Below are 19,266 nucleotides of genomic sequence, written 5' to 3'. Positions count from 1 at the left end.
AACTCCCATCCTACTAAAAAAATTATCAAATTTATTTTTATTGCAAAACTATTCAAACAATTTAACTTTGAAAATTATATTACTTCACTTAAGTAAAGTCAACGCTATAAAACCAATGTTCTCAAGAGAGTGCAAAATTGTTATTATTTTATGAATATTACAAATATATGTAATCGTTTACAAAGGAATATTATCCAAAAATAGGTTTAGATGACCCGACAAAGGCAAAGAAACTCCACAGTTACACTATATGTGTTACTGCGGAGTTCAAAAATCCTTTACAACTAGGTATTTTTTTAGCATTCATTATTCGTGTACGAAGTTTTTTGAAAACTATTAGACTTACTGAAAAGCCCCATTTATATTAATTTTCTAGAATTAAAATTGAGTCTAATATACTCTTCACATGATTGTGAAGCGATTTGTAGGATTCCTGTAATATTTCGGGCGGTATAGGTTTACTGAATAAAAAGCCCTGTACAGCATCACATTTACTAGTCACTAAATAGCTTAGTTGATCTATCTCCTCTATTCCCTCTGCAACTACCTTTAACTGTAGATGCTTGGCCATCGAAAGAATCATGTCTACTAATGCCTTATCTGTAGAATCTGCATGTATTTTTTGAACAAAAGATCGATCTATCTTTAAGCAATCAATCGGTAAATCCTTCAGATAAGATAGGGATGAATAACCTGTGCCAAAATCATCTACTGCAATAGTCACACCAAGTCCCTTTAATTGCTGTAAAATTGTCGTTATATGATTGCTGTTAATTGTCATGCTTTCTGTAATTTCCAGCTGTAAATATTGTGGTTCTAAATGTGTCTTGTCAAGCACATGCTGTATCATTTCCACTAGATTTTGCTGAAAAAGTTGACCTAATGATAAATTGACAGCCACCTTCATTCGGGGTAGACCAGCTGCTTCCCATTGTTTCACTTGTGTACAGGCTGTTTCTAACACCCATTGTCCAATAGGAATAATCAAGCCAGATTCCTCCGCAATCGGAATGAAAACCCCTGGTGAAATCCATCCCTTTTTTGGATGCTGCCATCTGATTAAAGCTTCCACTGACTTTATTTCACCTAACTGTAAATTGATTTGAGGCTGATATTCCAAATAAAGCTCCTGATTGTTTAATGCATCATGTAAATCATTTTCTAATACTAGCCGCTCTGTCATTTCACTAGACATGGTGGATTCATAAAAACGTATACGTGATGGTATTTTATGTGCTTCATGCATCGCATAGAGTGCAAATCTAAGAAGTTCTTCTTCCCTATTTGAATCTGTGGGAAATAAAGAAATTCCTATATTGAGCTGACTATTGAGTGAAAAATGTTGTACTTGAAATGACTCCTCCATGACCAATTGAAGCTGCTGACTCAGCTGAGTTAATTGATTGGTATGAACCACTTCATCGATAAAAATTACAAAATAATCCTCTCGCAACATACAAAGATCAAATTTCTCTGGTATAACGTTTTTCAGCCGTTGTGCAATCAGATCAATCATCTGGTCTGCATATGTATTACCTAAAGATGCTTTAATGGCTGAAATCCTTTCTATACCAATGGCAAGAATTGCTTTTTGCGATGAAGTTATGTATAAATTTCTTTTTAATGTCTCCATTAAAAAACGCTCATTTGGCAGGTTCGTTACTTCATTATGATAGGCCATATAATGCATTTTTTCACGAGATTTTTCTAGATGACCTTGTGTATCAATTAGCTGTTGAAAAGGCCTTTCGATAGATGAAAAATAAATTGCTCTAAATAAAAGGTAGAAGGAGCTAAGCTGGAAAATATGACCGATAAAATTTTTAATGTCATAAACATCACGATATATTGTAAAAAGATAATCACTCATGATTAAATAAATCGCACTGCCCACCGAAAGAAAAATTATTTTTGGTGCTTGCTTAAACTTACTTAGTAAAACAATGATAATGATGATATGTAACATAATTGCTAAATATTGCAAAGTATTTTTTAATGCTGTAGGCCCTTCTCCTTCAATGATTAGTGATGGCAAGATAGATGTTGGGGCATAAATAATTGCAAAGCAAGCTACGATTATTAAAAATGGCACCGTAAAAATCAGCCAACGAAAGGTTATTTTAGCTTCCTTGTCTTTCGTGAAAAGAAGAATAAGACCACCAACCGATAATAGCAATCTCCCTAGTATATAGAACCATGTGGCAGCATAGGGTGTACTTTCTGTAATGAAGAAAGGCATTCCTTTATAGGATAGAGTATGGGCTATTTCTATTAAGCTAATGGTTAAAAATAAAGCACCAGCATAGAGAACTCGATTCGATAAAATATAAGGTGAAACTAGCCAAGCCTGAATCGAAATCGCCATTGTTACCACAATTATAAGGATTTCCATCATTAAATGAATTGTGACATAGTTGTTCTTACCGAAGATGCCATAGAATTGGTCACCACCTAAAGCAATAACACTTAAGAAAATTACTGTTAATACAAGAAATTGACTCCCTCTCTTTACAAATGAAAAATCATCATTGAACTTCCACATTGTTACTTCCCTCCTTTGCTTAAGATTTATTTTCCGATATTTCATATAGAAATATTGGAATAATTATACTATAAAATAACAAAAAAACAGAGGTTTCGATTATCCATTTTAGCATTAAGAAAACATAGATTATTGACATAAAAAAATTAGCTCTAATACTATTTCCCCTCAAATGCTAGACACTAAAAAAAGATGCCCCTATTATCGAGACATCTTTCCCTTGTTATGAGAATACGTAGCTATCCATATTATCGATTGTATTTTGAATGGCTTCCTGCAATGATCGCTGTTGCTCACCACAAGCAGCAAGGGCATCCTCTAAGGTAATCGCAGCATTTGCCATAAACGGTGCCAGCTGTATATCCTTCGCTAATTGAATCAGGACAAGCGCTTTATTCCATTTCCAGCGGGCATTATTAGGATCTAAATGAATCGCTTGCTCTAAATAACCAAGTGCATCAAAGGGCATCCAGCCAAAGCGATGCATTGTTTGTCCAGTAATCCCCCAGTATAAAGCCTTATTTGGATTTTCCTTAACGGCTTGTTTAAAACAATGCACACTCTCATTGTAATGGTGCGCAAATAAAAATAATTCACCCTGCGTAAAAAACGATTGTGCTTTTTCATAGGGTGTACCTATTTTCGCTATATTCTCTAGCTCTTGAACACGCTTAGAAAATTCCGTTTCATCCTTTATTGCACGAATTTCTACGACAGCATCCGATTCAGGATAGCTTTCATCTGCACGCTCCTCCTGCTGATTTTCAACTGCCAGCATAGGCTTAGGGTAGCTAGCAAAATCATACTCTTCCAATAATTTTATATATTTATCAGCTAATGCCTTTTCCGCTTCATCTGTCACTTGCTTAGCTGCTTCATAACATTTCATTAACTCTCCATTATAAAAATAATCATCCATCGTCATTCCATATTCCTCCAATGCACAACTTTTCAGTATATTTAGTATACACTAACTACAATTAAAAAAAGACTGCTCAAAATTTAACTTTTGAAACAGTCTCACTTAACTCTATTTTTTTAATACCTCTGTATTTAAGAATGCTCGTAAATCTTCCTCAGGTAATGCACCTACAAAGCGGTTAACCTCTTTACCACCCTCAAAGCGAATAAATGTTGGTGTATATTCGATATTGTATTTACTCCATAGATCGTCATACTCATAAACATTTAGTTGAGCAATATCAATACCAAGCTCATCAGCAATTGGCATTAATACTGGTGTGAACGCTTGACAATGCACACATGTTGGACTGAAGAAATAAGCGTTTACATCTTCTCCAGCTTTTATTTTTTTCTCTAATTCATCAGGCAGCATAATATTTTGATAGTTTTTATCATCTAATTGATCGATTGTTTCTTGTTTTAAATCTTTGTCGCCATACAAATCCTTTGCGTTTGCTAGCTTACTTTTGTTCGACACATTTGTTAGCACAATAATTGCTGCAAATAGTACAACAATAATGGAGCCAATAATCAGTAATTTTTTCATGTGTTCCTCCTTTTAGACACTAAAAATACCCTATTTTTAGTGTATTCGCGATTTGATTATAAAGTGTTTTGAAATCCTAGTAAACTAATTTGCCTTTAAAAATAAGTTTTTCCACAATTCAAACATAATTTCGTCCAAATTTGGGAACATACATAATAAAGCTTTAGCCAAAAATGAATGTGGAGTGGTTACTTTGAAGCACACTATCCAACATAGCTTTCAAATTTATAAAAGAGATATCCATAATATTTTAACAAACTGGGTAGTTGCTGTCATTATTGGCGGGCTCATCTTTTTACCCTCTCTATATGCATGGCTTAATATCTATGCCTCTATGGACCCGTACGCTCACACAGCCAATATGAAAATTGCTGTAGTCAATGAAGACACTGGAACTACCGTTAGAGGAGACGAGATCAATGTCGGGAACGAGGTAGTCCACAATTTAAAAACAAATAAAAATTTTTCTTGGACATTTTTATCTCATGAACAAGCCATTCATCAATTACAAAATGGTGATTATTTTGCGGTGATCATTGTCCCTAGTGATTTTTCTCAAAAACTCACCTCTATCCTATCCAATCAGCCAACAAAAGCACATATTGATTATTATGTGAATGAAAAAATCAACCCCATTGCACCTAAAATTACTAGTAAAGGGGCTAGTGTGCTGACGCAACAGGTTTCTAACGAATTTGTTTCAACTGTTAATGGAACACTTTTTTCTATGTTTAATACGATAGGCATTGAAATGGAAAGGGAAATACCTGACTTTAGAAAATTTGAACATTATATATTTACCATTGAGCATCATCTACCTGATATTGAATCATTTTTAGCACAAACCGCAAAAGGTGGTAAGGAAGCCGAATCATTGTTAGATGACACCATTAAACAGGTCCCAAAGGTTGAGGCATTAACTAATGATGGTCTTACTACTATACAGCATGGTTTAACATTAATGAATGAAGCTGAGACACTATTTAATCAGCTATCTCCAGCCATTAAAAAAGATTTAGAAACTGTTCAACAAATTGCCCAACATTTTTCAAAGCTATTAGAGAAGCTGCAAAATGCAACTGTAGGTACATCGAAAATTGCACAAACAAAGGAAACGGTACAAAAACAGCTAGAGGAATCACGTAAAAAAGTTAATAATAGCATCCAGACACTTGAAGCCCTCCAAGATTTAACACAAGCTAATGCCTCTTCACGCAAGCAACTTGAAAGCTCACTTGAATCAATTATTACGGATCTTCAGCAAAACAATACTGGAGGTGTCAATAAGGATCTCATCACAAAACTTGAAGCTATACGAGGAAATTTACAGGAAAATCCAGGTTTAACTGACTATTCATTAAGCACATTAACATCATTACAACAACTCAACACGCTACTCTTAGATGTTCACACAAACGTACAGAAGCTTAATGTCTTGGATGAAGAAACAATTAAAAAGGATCTAGCTGATCTTCAAGCCATTGCACAAACTGCTGCTAACAACCTTCAGCAATTCGTTACGCATTATAATGATAATCTGGAACCACAAATTCATACAACCTTATCATCTGCTAAAAATACGTTAACAAATGCATCCGCCATGTTGACGAATGTAAAAAACTCTATGCCAGAAGCAACAAATCGCTTAAAAAATGCTAGAAAAACGTTAGAAACAGCCAATAATACCATTTCTAAAGTACAAGCCGATTTTCCTGCTCTCAGTACCAAAATTAGAGACCTTGCAGAGAAGCTTCGAACATTGGAAAATGAAGCAGACATTGCCGAAATTGTTCAATTGCTAAAAAATGACGTCAATGCTGAACGTGAATTCTTTGAGGAGCCTATTAAGCTTGAGGAGCATAGAATGTTTCCTATCGCAAATTACGGAACTGCTATGACTCCATTTTATACAGTATTGTCTATATGGGTGGGCTGTTTATTGTTAATTTCACTATTAGCCGTAGATGTTCACAATCATTCACAATATAGTATTCGTGCTATCTATTTTGGGCGACTATTAACTTTTGCTACGTTTTCTTTAATCCAAACACTGATTATTACAATTGGCGATATTGTTCTTTTAGATGGATCCATTAGTTCTCCATATTACTTTATACCCTTTGGTCTTTTTATTAGCTTAGTGTTTGTGACAGTTGTCTATACACTCGTATCCGTATTCGGAAATGTAGGAAAAGCATTAGCAATTGTCATGCTGGTATTACAAATAGCCGGCTCTGGAGGCACATATCCAGTCGAATTATTACCAAAATTTTTCCAAATAATCAACCCATTTCTGCCCTTTACCTACGCAATAGAAATGATGCGTGAGGCAGTTGGAGGTATAATTTGGACAAAAGTCTGGGTAGATTTAGCCTTTTTATCTTGCTTCTGGTTAGTCTTTATTTTATTTGGCTTCTTCTTAAAAAAATTATTGAGTGAGAAAATGGAACTTTTCATGAACAAAACACGTGATTTAGATATATTTCATTAAATCTTCCCTACTCTTCCTACAAATGTTTCAACTACCGATGCTATAATGGCAGTAGTGTAAACATCTAGGAGGCGTTATGTTGAAAAAACTAATTTTTCTTTTTGCTATGTCATTATTAGTGTTAAGTGCTTGTAATGATGAAAAAAAGGCTGTGGAATCAAATCAGGATCCGAATCAGAACTATGAGCAAAATGAAGCTTCGCATGAGGGACATGCCCATGACTCTGGTGATATTCAGGAAGAAACAGCCTCTGCTGACGTACTTCCTTCCTTTTTAGACAGTCAGCCTGAAAATATTCGCTTAGTATATCAAGTTGCTGGGCAAGCCACAGAAATTTTGGAGTGGATCCCATGCTATTGTGGATGTGGCGAATCTGTAGGGCATAAAAGTAATTTAAACTGTTTTATCCAGGAGAAGCGTAAGGATGGAGCTATCGTCTGGGATGATCACGGTACTCGCTGTTTGGTATGTCTTGAAATTGCTGTACAATCTGCCAAAATGCATAAGGATGGCATGAGTCTTAAGGAAATTCGTCAAGCAATAGATGACACATATAAAGAAGGCTATGCTAAACCAACACCGACTGAAATGCCTGCATAAAAAGCAAAGTCGCACAATCTGTAACATTAAAGACCGCAATTATACATGATGTTTAATTTCATCACAACTTGTTTATAATGTTACGCATATTATGGAAATGTACATTACTAAAATTTTAGTGGTGTACATTTTTTATCATATTACATAGGACAAAAGTTAAAATCAATTTCGCCTTGGCGTAATTGCTATGCTTTCGATACAAAAAACATTTGCTGAAGGAGGATAAACTAGTAGCATATTATTCGGTAGGCTTAACCGGATTCAATAATGGAATATTACCACAAGTATGAAAAAGTTAAAAAGATGTTCAAAAAGGAGAGCCTTTTTGAACATCTTTACTTTATTTCAACGGAATATTCAGTTCAATATTTTTTCCAATAGGATTGAAGTAATAGTTTATATATATTTTTGCTTTGCCATTATAATTTTCAAAGCTCTCTGTCGCAAATAGGTGCTGGTCATCATCTGAGTACGAGCCACCTGTAAATTTTAACGGCGTGCCATCTGCTTTTTCAGCAATATTTAGAAACGAATGTCGCATTCTATCATCCCATTTCTTTGCAGCAACTGATACACCTTGCTCCGTTAGAGAAATATCCCAATCCAAATAATCGGGCTTCTTGAGTACTTCTTTTGTGCCAAAATCAACTTCGATAAAATCCTCGCCCTTTGGAACAGCATTAACAGCTCCAATTAATATTTTGAGTGAATCTGAATCATGGAAATAATTACTTTGTAACTTAAACATGAATTTGCTATCGCGATTATCACCACCTAATGACAAGCCATATTTAATGCCTTCTCTTCGCTCCCCATTTTCCGTCTCGACCGCAATATCATCAAACGCTAAAATTTGCATCGTATTCGCTTCATCTAATTCAATATCGATTGCCGTTCTTAGTGGAGAACGGCGAATTTGTGTAATCGTAAATTTCTGACCACCGACGTCTACAATACGATTCGCAGTAATAATTTTTTCCTTTGCGATTTCTTTTTGTAGTGAAAACGGTATCGTAATTTCAATGTTCCCCTTATCTTTTTCATAAAAACGAAAAACCACCTTAAAATCCTTTGAACTATAAGCGAAAGGCTCTGAAAAATTAAATTCTACTGAAGAAGAGATGCGTGTTTGATGCGATTGATGACTTGTAAATGAACTTCCGTCTTTAATTTTTTTGTCTCCTTGGAACAATTGAACTTCCTCCAAGTGTAATTCCGACATATCAAATGAGGCATCGGCGTCATAGTAAAGTACTAATCCCGAATTATCTGCAATCACGCCTTGCAATGTAAGCGATAGACCATTTTTAGTCTGCGTCGCGTTGATTTCTTCATAGTAGTCATTGTCCACAATATCTTTTATCCCTTTATCTCTTACAACCGCTAATACAATTTGTTGAAAGCCAGGTATTTTTGCAGCCTGGTTAGCAATCGTAGGAGAAATACGAATTGAAAATAAAACGCCTAAGCAAAACAAAAAGGCTATTGCAACCGGAACAATGCGCTTCTTTACTCTTTTTTCTCGTTGAACTTTACGAAACATATCCATCCGAACTTGTTGAAGTTTCTCCTTTGGAACGTCAATCGGTAGTTTACTCATAGCCAGTCCTCCTTTTCTCCAGCGAAGTTTCTAAGCTTCTTTAGTATGTGATGAAGCTTAGACTTTACAGTACCCTCCGGAATTTGATTTAGCTCGGCAATTTCTTTGTTTTTTAGTTGCTGAAAATATTTCATATAGACGAGTTGCTGCTCCGACAAGGATAAATGTTCCAATAACCGCTCCATATCAGAGTAGATGACCTTTTCAACTAGGTGATGTTCTTTAATTGAAATGGTTGACTGGCGTTTTCGTAAATGGTCTTTACAACAATTGATTAAAACGCGCACGAGCCATGTTCTGGCATATTCGTGCTGTTGAACGGTATGCATTTTTTTCAGTGCCTTGTAAACTAGGTCCTGCATCACGTCTAAAGCGTCTTGCTCATTTTTCAGATATGTAAAAGCCATGCGATATAAAATATCTTCATCCATTTCAATAAGTGAAAGTATCGCTTGATGATCCCCTCGAATAGCACGCTGCACGATTTCAAATTCCATCCTTTTCGCCTCCTTCCTCCATTAGACGGAGCGATTCTTCATTTCGTTCAAAAACTTTCAAATTATTTTGAAACCGACTATGGATTTGCCTTTAATCTTTGCGTCATAGAGGTTCCTTTAAAGACATAAGTTATTAATTCCTTCTTCAAATAACCTGCTCCATTAGCCACCCATGAAGCACATTTTCAGCACTTCACCTCAGAAAATGACAGATATTAAGTTCTCTCATGGGAGTTGAATAACGGATAGAAAGATTTACATAACTATACATTTATTAAATATTTTCAGACTATATCTTTAACAAAAAGGGGCTTGGTTCACAGAAAAAAAGGATGTTTGAACAAGTCCTTTAGACCTTTTCAAACATCCATGAAAAACCCGTATTTTTTCTATCGTTTACTTTACAAGCTGCAGTATTGTTTTAAAATGCTCATGATCTGCTCTTTGCAGGAGTTCATATAAAATCATTTCCGTACTCGTTGGTAAAATGCCGAGTGCCTTCATTTTCTCTATCCCTAGCTCTTTATTTTCCTTTGTACGAGAGGATACCGCATCTACGGCAACTTCAACCTCAAAGCCTTGCTCTTTCAGCTGTCGCGCTGTTTGATAGACACAGATATGCGTTTCAATTCCAGTCACAACAAATTGTGAACGACCAGTGGCTTTTAATGCAGTCATAAATTCTTCCTCTTGGCAAGCACTAAATGCCATTTTAGCTATTGGCTGCCCCTGAATATGTTGGGCAATTTCTAATGCGGTGCCACCTAAACGGCTTGGATTCTGTTCGAGCCATAAAACGGGTACTCCCAGTACTTGCATAGCTTGAGCTAGTTTAGAAATATTTTGAATTGTAACTTCGCTTTCATCCACGATCGTTGCTAACTTCCCTTGTACATCGACAACCACTAAACATGCTTCTTCTGCTGTAAACATTTGAACACCCCTTTAAATCATAGTCAACATTCATTATACCGAAAGTTGTGTTGTTTATCTGCATTCAGCCTTGTTATTGGAGCTGAATAAGTCATCATGTTTTGTAGCCCAAATAATGTATTCATCTCTACAAAAATTTTATGTCCCAACTAGTAACTTCGAGTCCTTCTTTTTATGTTTCCGTTTAATAAGCCATTCTGCAACGATTAAATTAGGCACCCAACAGAGCCAAGCAATAATAGTATAACTAATTTCAAATTGTTGAAACCCGAATAATCCCGTAAATAAAGCTAGCCAGATTCTTAATGTGACAGCTGCAAAGGTTAAGGAATAATTTCTAATCATCCACTTTTCATGTGTATCAATTTTTTTATGTCTAATGTTAGCAAGTGCCTGTGAAGCTGTAATCAGCCAAAATATAGATAAAAGGCCAAAGCCCAACTGAGACAGTACGCCTCCGGTTGCATGAAATGCCAAATAAATCCCTGAAATACCACCAAATAAAATACCAATCATATAAATTCTTCCCATCGTACGATGAAGTTTAATATTCTTTTCTCTAAATTTTGTGAATAGTGTAAAGGGACCGATTACTAATGCTAAAACACCAAATATAATATGTATATATAGCATTATGTACCACAGAGAGTTTAATGTAGAATTCAACATAAGCTTTAGTTTCACAAACCCTGCTTGATGTGCGTCCATGAAAAAATACTGCACAATAGAATAACCAGATATTAAAATCGCTAAACAACAACTAACAATTAGCCATGCTTTTTTATCCATACCGAAATCTCCTGTAATTTGGTTTTTTTGATAATATATGAGAGTTTTTTGACTATGCTTTTCTCCATGCATCTGTGAAAATATATGAATTGGAGACTATTTTTATCCCCATTCATTTTTTGCCACATTCCCTTACTCTGTTTATACTGTAACATTTCAATTTATTGGATTCTCCCTTTGCTATACAAGTGGTACTAAAATGAATATAAGAGGTTTTATATAGGCCCTGAAAATGAATCCTTTAGTTTTAAGAAAAAGATAAAAAGGTAGACAGAAGCTTATGTACTCAAACCTTTTTCGTTACACAAACACGAACGTTTGACATTAAAAAATTGAAATGATTAATAAATTACGAAGATAACCTCAAAAAACGCCCATGCATTTATATGTTTGTTCGTATTTATAGCTTAATAGACATTTTTAATTTACTTAATTGTGTACATTTTGTAGCGAGACTGTCACTATTTTGCTTAAATATTGAGAATTTTATTTTTTCTATTGAAAATTGAGTTATAATCCAGTAAAGTTCTTTTATCTTGCTTTCACGGTTAGTTAATCACCCATTATTTTAGAATGTGTGTATATGACCGTTCCGTAAAAGCCTGAAGGATTTATCTAACATTCACTAGGAGAACTGACTCCCATTGAATGAACAAAACTCACTTTATAAAAAACAAGGAGTGTACCACTTTGACACAACGCGCATACAATTTTAACGCAGGTCCATCTGCACTACCGCTAGAAGTACTAGAAAGAGCTCAACAGCAATTAGTAAACTTCCGTGATTCAGGTATGTCCATTATGGAGATGAGTCACCGTAGTGCTATTTTTGATGAAGTACATAATGAAGCAATTGCTTTATTAAAAAAGCTTTATGCTATCCCAGAAAAATATGAAATTCTGTTTCTACAAGGAGGTGCCAGCCTTCAGTTTACAATGGTACCAATGAACTTCCTTCCAGCAGATCAAAAGGCAAGCTATGTTTTATCAGGCTCATGGGCTGAAAAAGCCTTCAAGGAAGCCAAATTATTTGGTACACCTGTAGAAGCGGCAAGTACAAAAGAAAATCAATATCGTAATATCCCAGCGTTAGCAGATATTCACTTTAACGAAGAGGATGCTTATGTGCATATTACTTCAAACAATACTATTCATGGTACACAGTGGAAGGAATTCCCTGAAACAGGTAATGTCCCATTAGTGGCAGATATGTCAAGTGATATTCTTTCAAAACCAATCGATGTAAGCAAATTTGGACTTATTTATGCAGGAGCTCAAAAAAATCTTGGTCCATCTGGAGTAACAGTTGTCATTATTCGTAAAGATCTACTAGAAAAAGAGAATAAAAATATTCCAACGATGTTGAAATATACAACACATGCTGATAACAACTCTTTATATAATACACCGCCAACTTTCGGTATTTATATGTTGGGTGAAGTATTAAAATGGGTGGAAGCAAAGGGCGGAGTTGCTGAAATCGCGAAGCACAATGAATTAAAGGCAAAGGTTATTTATGATGCGATTGACAATAGCAATGGCTTCTACAAAGGACATGCTACACCAGAAAGCCGTTCTTTAATGAACATTACTTTCCGTGTCGCAGATGAGGAGCTTGAAAAGCAGTTCCTGACTGAGGCAAAAGCAGCAGGATTTATCGGACTAAATGGACACCGCTCTGTAGGTGGTTGTCGTGCCTCAACTTACAATGCTGTACCATTAGAGGCTTGTGAAGCATTACGTGACTTCATGGTAGCTTTCCAACAAAAGCATCAGTAGTCCAATTACTTCTGAAGAAGTATTGATTCTGACACTTCACTTATATTATTCAATCTATATAAAAAGACGAAGGAATAATTTGCTTATTCTTTCGTCTTTTTGTCTCTCCGTTAATCCCTATAAAGATGATTTTCTTAAATCTTTTTATCTAGCGGCAACAGCTTCTTAGGTGTAATATTTATTTCCTTTGACAAAAAATTGCTGTGCTACTTTCCTTCAAGCTGCAGCTACAACCTCTTATTATAGATTGCAATAAAATTGATGAAATTCGTAAAATTTCTTAATTTAATCAGGAGTAGTTCCAATTTTTGGCACTACCCTTTTTCGAATGCTGCTTTTTGTAGGATTGAAAGATTATGACAGATTTTCGTGCTTACAATCTGGACATTTACCATAAATCTCAAACTTATGATTTTCAATTTCATAGTCTGGCAGCTTTTCTCCAAGCATTTCCATTGGACATAAGTTTAACTCTTTGACATTACCACAATCCATACAGATAAAATGATGGTGATGATGCTCTGACTCGCAATGCATACGGAAATTACGCTCTCCAGATAATTCAGTTTCCTCCAGTATGTCAAGTTTCACAAATGTAGCTAGGTTGCGATAAATGGTATCAAAACTCATACCTGGAAAATCTTTTTTCAAAACATCCAATAAGTCACGAGCAGTAAGATATTTATCAGTTGCTGCAAACATATCTAATATTAACTCCCGCTTATCTGTTTTTTTATAGCCGTTCTCTTTTAAGATTTCCCACGCTCTTGTAATATTCATGACGCTACCTCCCCCTGTTTTGCAGCCATTTTAAATGCTATTTTCTTCCCTAGTATAACAAGTAACAAAATGAGGATGGAAGTGACCACAATCGTACCACCTGGCGCTAAATCCAAATAAAAAGCACTCACTAGCCCTATTAGCACAGCCGCTTCGCCAAACACTATGGCATAAATAATTGTTTGTTTAAAGCCCTTAGCTAGTCGCATAGCAGCAGCGACAGGAAGCGTCATAAGAGATGACACAAGTAAGATTCCAACGATGCGCATACTTGCGGCAATGACTAGTGCTGTCACAATCATAAATAGTAGGTGAATCCAACGTGCAGGTAGACCACTCGCTTTGGCATATTCCTCATCAAAAGATAGGACAAAAAGCTCTTTAAAAAATAAAAATAAAAAAATGATAACAACGGCAGCAATACCCACAACTACCCATAAATCCTGCCGTGAAACAGCCGATACAGATCCAAATAAATAGCTCATTAAATCTGTACTAAAGCCACTAGCTAGTGAAATAAAGATAGCACTAATACCAATACCACCAGACATAATAATGGGAATGGCAAGCTCTTCATAGTGCTTATACAGCCGTCTTAGTCGTTCTATTAATATGGAGCCGCTCACAGAGGCGAGTATCCCTAAATAAATAGGATTAAGCATCGCTAAGGCTGTCACAGACTGACTGATGTATAAGCTTCCTGCTATACCAGCGAGTGTTACATGTGACAAGGCATCTGCAATCAGAGACAATCGACGTACAACAATAAAGACACCTAAAAGCGGGGCCAATATGCCGATTAATAGCCCAGAGAAAAAGGCATTTTGTAAAAATTCATAATGTAAAATTGCTTCAATCATAGTGCCTTCTCCTTCTTAATGAATCTTTCTGACAGAATGACCATACCAAGCATCAAGCGCATCCTGAGAAATGCTATCAAATTCATTTTTATAACCATGGAAATGAATCGTTTGATTTAGACATGCCACATGACTGATGCGATTGGACACTGTATCGACATCGTGTGTGACAAGAATCATGGTAATTCCCTGTTCCCGATTTAATTTCGCTAGCATATCATAAAATGATTGCACATTCTCATGATCAATGCCGACAGTTGGTTCATCTAATATTAGTAGCCTCGGTTCACTCACTAAGGCTCGTGCAATAAAGACCCGTTGCTGTTGCCCACCAGATAAATCGCCAATATTGCGATGCATAAAAGCATCCATTCCAACAGCTTTTAAGGCATCCAATACTTGTTCTTTTGCTTCGCGTCCTGGTCTTTTAAATAGCCCTAATTTTTTTGTTAATCCACTTTTTACTACCTCCTGGACGGTTGCTGGAAATCCTGAATTGAAGGCATTGGATTTTTGTGAAACATATCCTATCCATTCACGATGCTTAAAAGTTGTACTTGGTTCACCAAACAACTTTATTTCTCCAGACATAGGTCTTAATAGTCCTAAAATAATTTTTAATAATGTAGATTTCCCAGAGCCATTTGGACCGAGTAGTGCTAAAAAATCTCCCTCTTCTACACGGAAAGAGATATTTTTTAAGACTTGTGTGTAGTCATATTGAAATGACACGTTTTCAATGTTAATTAATGATTTTTTCATGCATGATCGCTTCTTTCTAATTCAAAATCATTACGATTTACAGATTGTTAGTATAAATGAAAGCTCAGTTTTTGTAAAGAAAAAAAGATTCTTATGTTTTATGTTCTGGTGGAAATATTGTTTTAGTTCAAGCAAGCGGCTTCCAGTGCACAGTGAACGATTGTCCCATTTGTCTTGTGCTCATATGAAGATCTTCATAAAATAAAAATTTGAAGGAGGATTCGCTTTGAGTATTCAATTTTTACAGCAATTAGCGCAAAGTAGTGATAAGGAAATTGTTGCCATCGCTCGTGCTGAAGGATTTGACATTACAACGTCTGAAGTAAAAAAGCTTCGGCCCCATTTGGAGCAATTCTCATTTTCTTGGCTTTTTTTAGGCATACCGAAAGATATACTTGTAGAGGTTGAGGCTGTTTTAGGTAGAAAGCGTTCTCGTCAGCTTATCGCACTTTTTACGAAATAATTGAAAATGCCCGAAAATGCAGTGTTTATTTCACTGATTTCGGGCATCTTCTATTCTTATCCTTCTTTCAGAGCAGTGATTAGCTCAGGCTTAAATTCACCACTTCGGAACATCTCTAGTTCATACTTATAAGGTGCCGACTTGGATTTTGCATCACTATTTAACGCAACATAAGGCGTTTCTAGGATTTTAGGAATATCCTTTAATTGCGGATGGTGCACCACATAATTTAATGCCTCAAAGCCAATATGACCAAAGCCAATATTTTCGTGGCGGTCTTTGCCTGCACCTCGAACATTTTTTGAGTCATTGATATGAAGAACTTTAATACGTTCAACACCGATAATTTTATCAAATTCATTCAATACACCATCAAAGTCCTCTACAATATTGTAGCCAGCATCATGCGTATGACATGTATCGAAACAGATAGAAAGGCGTTCATTATTCGTAACACCATCGATAATTTTAGCAAGCTCATCAAAAGAACGGCCACATTCTGTTCCTTTACCAGCCATTGTCTCTAATGCAATTTGGACAGGATAATCCTGTGATAGCACTTCATTTAAGCCTTCAATAATTTTGGCAATACCTGCATCTGCACCAGCTCCAACATGGGCGCCTGGATGTAAAACAATTTGCTTTGCCTCCAACGCAGCAGTGCGTTCAATTTCAGATTGTAGGAAATCTACGCCTAGACGAAAGGTTTCAGGTTTTTCTGTATTTGCAATATTAATAATATAAGGTGCATGGACAACGATGTTTGTCATGCCATGCTCCTTCATGTGTAAAAGACCATTCATTATATTAAGGTCAGCAATAGCTTTACGACGCGTGTTCTGAGGAGCTCCCGTATAGATCATAAAGGTATTTGCCCCATATGAAAGTGCCTCTTTACTTGATCCAAGTAGCATTTCCTTTCCACTCATTGAAACATGTGATCCAAGTAGCATAAGAATGCCTCCTTATTTTTTACCGCGAGCTTTTAAGCGACGTTCACGTTTTTTTATTTTTTCCATTTCCCATTTCATATTACGTTTATAGCCTGGTTTTACTTTTTTCGGCTTACGAACTAATGATTTTGCCTTTGCATCGATTTCATTTTCATGCTTCACACGATTTTTTCGAGCATGGCGATCCTTTAGTTCAGACCATTCTCCATCTTTTACGTCTTTTTGTACAAATGGAACGCCCATCTTCTCCACACGAATTAATGCATCCTCATCTGAAGGCTCAAACAAGGTGATGGCTGTTCCTTTATTTCCTGCACGTGCTGTACGTCCTACACGATGAATAAAGAATTCTAGATCTTCTGGAATTTCATAGTTAATGACATGTGAAATCCCTTGAATATCAATACCACGAGCTGCCAAATCAGTAGCAACAATATATTGATAATCCAAATCACGAATTTGTTTCATCATCTTCTTACGATCACGTGGACTTAAATCACCATGTATTTGACCACAGCGAATACCGTTTTCATTTAAGTAGCCTGCAACTTGCTCTGCCGTTTTACGCGTATTTGTAAAAATTACAGCTAAAAATGGATTGATTCCTTCTATAACATCCAATAAGCGCTTGTTCCGTGATTTTGAGCGAACTGGTACAAGCACAAAATCAATGCCTTCTGCCACTGGTCGTTTATCATTCATATGGACGTGGACAGGTGTTTCCATATATTTCTTTAAGAAAGGCTGAAGTTTTTCTGGAATAGTTGCTGAGAATACAAACATTTCAAGATTCTCTGGCATTTGAGAAGCAAAGCCATCAATCTCCTCGATAAAGCCCATATCAAAGGCTAGGTCAGCCTCATCGACAACTAAAATTGATGCCGTATGCACAAATAACGCCTGCGCAGAAACGAGATCACGAATACGTCCAGGTGTCCCAACAACAATTTGTGGCTGTGTTTTTAACTTATCAATGGAGCGTTGTTTGTCTGTACCCCCAATAAATAGTTTTGCTTGAATCGCTGTTCCTTCTATTAATTGATTTAACGCATCAAAGATTTGTTGTGCAAGCTCACGTGTAGGTGAAGTAATAACAGCTTGTACTTCTTGTTTATCCGAATTAATACGCTGCACAATTGGAATTAAAAAGCTATGTGTTTTTCCTGTTCCTGTATGTGCCTGTCCGATTGCACTTTTTCCCTTTAATAGTAGCGGAATAATTTCCTTTTGAATTGGCGTCGGTTCTGTAAAGCCTAATTTTGCTATTGCGTCCTGCAAAAATGGCTGAAAATTATAATCAGTATATTTTGACATCCTTCGTTCCTCCTAATCATCTTTCCCATTGTATCATGATTCAACTTTTAGGTATATTAACGGCCTATTAAACTTTAGCATGAACATTATTTTTTAGTTTTATTATCGTTACAATAAAACCCTTATCAAAGGTACTGTAAATACCGTTAAGATGCAATCAAAAAAGTGCTACAATATCATTGAAAAAAGCTAAGTATTCGTATTTTTTATGTCAATTTATTGCAAACTAATGATTTGAATAATTACCACATGTTATGATGAGGAAGTAAGACATTAGAGGAGGTTGATTTTATCATGAAAGCAGCAAGATGGTATAAAGCAAAAGACATCCGTGTAGAAAACATTGAAGAACCAGTTATTGCACCTGGGAAAGTGAAAATTAAAGTACATTGGACAGGAATTTGTGGCAGTGATTTACATGAATATGCAGCTGGCCCTATATTCATCCCAGTGGAACAACCTCACTATGTAAGTAAAGATATTGCACCAATCGTGATGGGACATGAGTTCTCAGGTGAAGTTGTAGAAATCGGTGAAGGCGTTTCCAAAGTACAGGTAGGAGATCCTGTTGTTGTTGAGCCTATTCTTGCATGTGGCGAATGTGCTGCTTGTAAAAAAGGCAAATACAATATCTGTAAGCACTTAGGTTTCCACGGTCTATCTGGCGGTGGCGGTGGCTTCTCTGAATTTACGATGGTTGACGAAAAAATGGTACACAAAATGCCAGAGGGACTTTCCTATGAACAAGGTGCGCTTGTAGAGCCTGCAGCGGTAGCCCTACATGCTGTACGTCAAAGTAAGCTAAAGGCTGGCGATAAAGCGGCTGTCTTTGGCGCAGGACCAATTGGATTATTAGTGATTGAGGCATTACGTGCAGCTGGAGCATCTGAAATTTATGCAGTAGAGCTTTCAGCAGAGCGTGCAGCAAAAGCGTTAGAATTAGGCGCAACAGCTGTTATCAATCCAAAGGACGAGGATGTAGTTGCTCGACTACATGAATTAACAAGCGGTGGCGTTGATGTTGCATTTGAAGTTACTGGTGTTCCTGTAGTGTTACAGCAAGCCATTGATTCAACATCATTTGAAGGTGAAACAATTATTGTTTCAATTTGGGAAACAGCAGCTTCTATTCTGCCAAACAATATTGTTCTTTCAGAGCGTACTGTAAAAGGAATTATTGCGTACCGTGATATTTTCCCGGCTGTTATGGAATTAATGACACAAGGTTACTTCCCTGCTGAGAAGCTCGTAACAAAACGTATTGCATTAGATGAAGTAGTGACAGAAGGCTTCGAAGCTTTAATGAAAGAGAAAAACCATATTAAAATTCTAGTAAATTCTCAAGCTTAACTATATATCAGGTAGAGAAGACCCAAGCGCTTCTCTACCTGT

General features: G+C 36.3%; 17 protein-coding genes. 5 read left to right on the top strand and 12 right to left on the bottom strand.

Features of this window, described 5'->3' with window-relative positions; all coding sequences use genetic code 11:
* Window positions 1–364: 364 nt before the first annotated feature.
* From ACQKIM_RS13535 to ACQKIM_RS13525, 3 genes are all read right to left on the bottom strand, one after another.
* Window positions 365–2,542, bottom strand: a complete 2,178-nt coding sequence (locus ACQKIM_RS13535; protein ID WP_427544713.1) for a bifunctional diguanylate cyclase/phosphodiesterase — start codon at window positions 2,540–2,542, stop codon at window positions 365–367.
* Between the two features lie 223 nt (window positions 2,543–2,765).
* Window positions 2,766–3,467, bottom strand: coding sequence for an O-linked GlcNAc transferase (locus ACQKIM_RS13530; protein WP_427544711.1), 702 nt, complete (start codon window positions 3,465–3,467; stop codon window positions 2,766–2,768).
* A gap of 105 nt (window positions 3,468–3,572) precedes the next feature.
* Window positions 3,573–4,052 (bottom strand): thioredoxin family protein, encoded by a 480-nt coding sequence (locus ACQKIM_RS13525; protein ID WP_427544709.1) that lies wholly within the window; start codon window positions 4,050–4,052, stop codon window positions 3,573–3,575.
* Between the two features lie 184 nt (window positions 4,053–4,236).
* Here ACQKIM_RS13525 and ACQKIM_RS13520 point away from each other — a divergent pair, with 184 nt between their 5' ends.
* Window positions 4,237–6,543 (top strand): YhgE/Pip family protein, encoded by a 2,307-nt coding sequence (locus tag ACQKIM_RS13520; protein ID WP_427544707.1) that lies wholly within the window; start codon window positions 4,237–4,239, stop codon window positions 6,541–6,543.
* A 76-nt stretch (window positions 6,544–6,619) separates the two neighbouring features.
* Window positions 6,620–7,144 (top strand): PCYCGC motif-containing (lipo)protein, encoded by a 525-nt coding sequence (locus ACQKIM_RS13515; protein ID WP_427544705.1) that lies wholly within the window; start codon window positions 6,620–6,622, stop codon window positions 7,142–7,144.
* A gap of 340 nt (window positions 7,145–7,484) precedes the next feature.
* Here the strand turns inward: ACQKIM_RS13515 and ACQKIM_RS13510 are convergent, their stop codons facing one another.
* The 4 genes from ACQKIM_RS13510 to ACQKIM_RS13495 all read right to left on the bottom strand — a co-directional run bounded on the left by ACQKIM_RS13510 (window position 7,485) and on the right by ACQKIM_RS13495 (window position 10,963).
* Complete coding sequence (locus ACQKIM_RS13510) at window positions 7,485–8,744, bottom strand: DUF4179 domain-containing protein (RefSeq protein ID WP_427544703.1); 1,260 nt, start codon at window positions 8,742–8,744, stop codon at window positions 7,485–7,487.
* Complete coding sequence (locus tag ACQKIM_RS13505; RefSeq protein WP_427544701.1) at window positions 8,741–9,241, bottom strand: sigma-70 family RNA polymerase sigma factor; 501 nt, start codon at window positions 9,239–9,241, stop codon at window positions 8,741–8,743. Before ACQKIM_RS13505 ends, ACQKIM_RS13510 begins: the two co-directional genes overlap by 4 nt.
* Window positions 9,242–9,637: 396 nt before the next feature.
* Complete coding sequence (locus ACQKIM_RS13500) at window positions 9,638–10,174, bottom strand: hydrolase (RefSeq protein ID WP_427544699.1); 537 nt, start codon at window positions 10,172–10,174, stop codon at window positions 9,638–9,640.
* Window positions 10,175–10,312: 138 nt separating this feature from the next.
* The gene (locus ACQKIM_RS13495) at window positions 10,313–10,963 is read right to left on the bottom strand and encodes a DUF2306 domain-containing protein (protein ID WP_427544697.1); all 651 of its coding nucleotides are present in this window, start codon (window positions 10,961–10,963) and stop codon (window positions 10,313–10,315) included.
* A gap of 690 nt (window positions 10,964–11,653) precedes the next feature.
* On the opposite strand from ACQKIM_RS13495, the gene serC reads away from it, so the two are divergent.
* On the top strand, window positions 11,654–12,742 hold the full coding sequence (serC, locus tag ACQKIM_RS13490; RefSeq protein ID WP_427544695.1) for a 3-phosphoserine/phosphohydroxythreonine transaminase: 1,089 nt from the start codon (window positions 11,654–11,656) through the stop codon (window positions 12,740–12,742).
* 354 nt (window positions 12,743–13,096) lie between these two features.
* Here the strand turns inward: serC and ACQKIM_RS13485 are convergent, their stop codons facing one another.
* The 3 genes from ACQKIM_RS13485 to ACQKIM_RS13475 are packed head-to-tail and all read right to left on the bottom strand — an operon-like array spanning window position 13,097 to window position 15,144.
* Window positions 13,097–13,522, bottom strand: coding sequence for a Fur family transcriptional regulator (locus ACQKIM_RS13485; RefSeq protein WP_427544693.1), 426 nt, complete (start codon window positions 13,520–13,522; stop codon window positions 13,097–13,099).
* Complete coding sequence (locus ACQKIM_RS13480) at window positions 13,519–14,382, bottom strand: metal ABC transporter permease (protein WP_427544691.1); 864 nt, start codon at window positions 14,380–14,382, stop codon at window positions 13,519–13,521. The genes ACQKIM_RS13485 and ACQKIM_RS13480 overlap by 4 nt, the downstream gene beginning before the upstream one ends.
* A 15-nt stretch (window positions 14,383–14,397) precedes the next feature.
* Window positions 14,398–15,144, bottom strand: coding sequence for a metal ABC transporter ATP-binding protein (locus ACQKIM_RS13475; protein ID WP_427544689.1), 747 nt, complete (start codon window positions 15,142–15,144; stop codon window positions 14,398–14,400).
* Window positions 15,145–15,370: 226 nt separating this feature from the next.
* Here ACQKIM_RS13475 and ACQKIM_RS13470 point away from each other — a divergent pair, with 226 nt between their 5' ends.
* Window positions 15,371–15,607 (top strand): Nif11 family protein, encoded by a 237-nt coding sequence (locus tag ACQKIM_RS13470; RefSeq protein WP_283868716.1) that lies wholly within the window; start codon window positions 15,371–15,373, stop codon window positions 15,605–15,607.
* A gap of 56 nt (window positions 15,608–15,663) precedes the next feature.
* On the opposite strand, the gene ACQKIM_RS13465 is transcribed toward ACQKIM_RS13470, so the two are convergent.
* A complete protein-coding gene (locus tag ACQKIM_RS13465; RefSeq protein WP_427544686.1) occupies window positions 15,664–16,560 on the bottom strand; it encodes a deoxyribonuclease IV in 897 nt (298 codons plus the stop codon).
* Window positions 16,561–16,572: 12 nt separating this feature from the next.
* Window positions 16,573–17,874 carry a DEAD/DEAH box helicase gene (locus ACQKIM_RS13460; RefSeq protein WP_427544684.1) on the bottom strand — a complete coding sequence of 434 codons (1,302 nt, stop codon included), beginning with the start codon at window positions 17,872–17,874 and terminating at the stop codon, window positions 16,573–16,575.
* 294 nt (window positions 17,875–18,168) lie between these two features.
* Between ACQKIM_RS13460 and ACQKIM_RS13455 the strand changes: the two genes are divergently transcribed.
* Window positions 18,169–19,224 carry a 2,3-butanediol dehydrogenase gene (locus ACQKIM_RS13455; protein ID WP_427544682.1) on the top strand — a complete coding sequence of 352 codons (1,056 nt, stop codon included), beginning with the start codon at window positions 18,169–18,171 and terminating at the stop codon, window positions 19,222–19,224.
* The last annotated feature ends 42 nt before the right edge of the window (window positions 19,225–19,266 follow it).

Origin of the sequence: Lysinibacillus sp. NPDC047702, assembly GCF_050272555.1 — a bacterium.
GTDB lineage: Bacteria > Bacillota > Bacilli > Bacillales_A > Planococcaceae > Lysinibacillus.
This window is presented reverse-complemented; position numbering and strand designations above follow the sequence as displayed.

What these genes read in the sequence shown, in the direction of transcription:
- ACQKIM_RS13535 (WP_427544713.1), bottom strand. Translation starts at nt 2,542, where the DNA reads ATGTGGAAGTTCAATGATGATTTTTCATTTGTAAAGAGAGGGAGTCAA.
- ACQKIM_RS13530 (WP_427544711.1), bottom strand. Translation starts at nt 3,467, where the DNA reads ATGACGATGGATGATTATTTTTATAATGGAGAGTTAATGAAATGTTAT.
- ACQKIM_RS13525 (WP_427544709.1), bottom strand. Translation starts at nt 4,052, where the DNA reads ATGAAAAAATTACTGATTATTGGCTCCATTATTGTTGTACTATTTGCA.
- ACQKIM_RS13515 (WP_427544705.1), top strand. Translation starts at nt 6,620, where the DNA reads ATGTTGAAAAAACTAATTTTTCTTTTTGCTATGTCATTATTAGTGTTA.
- ACQKIM_RS13510 (WP_427544703.1), bottom strand. Translation starts at nt 8,744, where the DNA reads ATGAGTAAACTACCGATTGACGTTCCAAAGGAGAAACTTCAACAAGTT.
- ACQKIM_RS13505 (WP_427544701.1), bottom strand. Translation starts at nt 9,241, where the DNA reads ATGGAATTTGAAATCGTGCAGCGTGCTATTCGAGGGGATCATCAAGCG.
- ACQKIM_RS13500 (WP_427544699.1), bottom strand. Translation starts at nt 10,174, where the DNA reads ATGTTTACAGCAGAAGAAGCATGTTTAGTGGTTGTCGATGTACAAGGG.
- ACQKIM_RS13495 (WP_427544697.1), bottom strand. Translation starts at nt 10,963, where the DNA reads ATGGATAAAAAAGCATGGCTAATTGTTAGTTGTTGTTTAGCGATTTTA.
- ACQKIM_RS13485 (WP_427544693.1), bottom strand. Translation starts at nt 13,522, where the DNA reads ATGAATATTACAAGAGCGTGGGAAATCTTAAAAGAGAACGGCTATAAA.
- ACQKIM_RS13480 (WP_427544691.1), bottom strand. Translation starts at nt 14,382, where the DNA reads ATGATTGAAGCAATTTTACATTATGAATTTTTACAAAATGCCTTTTTC.
- ACQKIM_RS13475 (WP_427544689.1), bottom strand. Translation starts at nt 15,144, where the DNA reads ATGAAAAAATCATTAATTAACATTGAAAACGTGTCATTTCAATATGAC.
- ACQKIM_RS13465 (WP_427544686.1), bottom strand. Translation starts at nt 16,560, where the DNA reads ATGCTACTTGGATCACATGTTTCAATGAGTGGAAAGGAAATGCTACTT.
- ACQKIM_RS13460 (WP_427544684.1), bottom strand. Translation starts at nt 17,874, where the DNA reads ATGTCAAAATATACTGATTATAATTTTCAGCCATTTTTGCAGGACGCA.
- ACQKIM_RS13455 (WP_427544682.1), top strand. Translation starts at nt 18,169, where the DNA reads ATGAAAGCAGCAAGATGGTATAAAGCAAAAGACATCCGTGTAGAAAAC.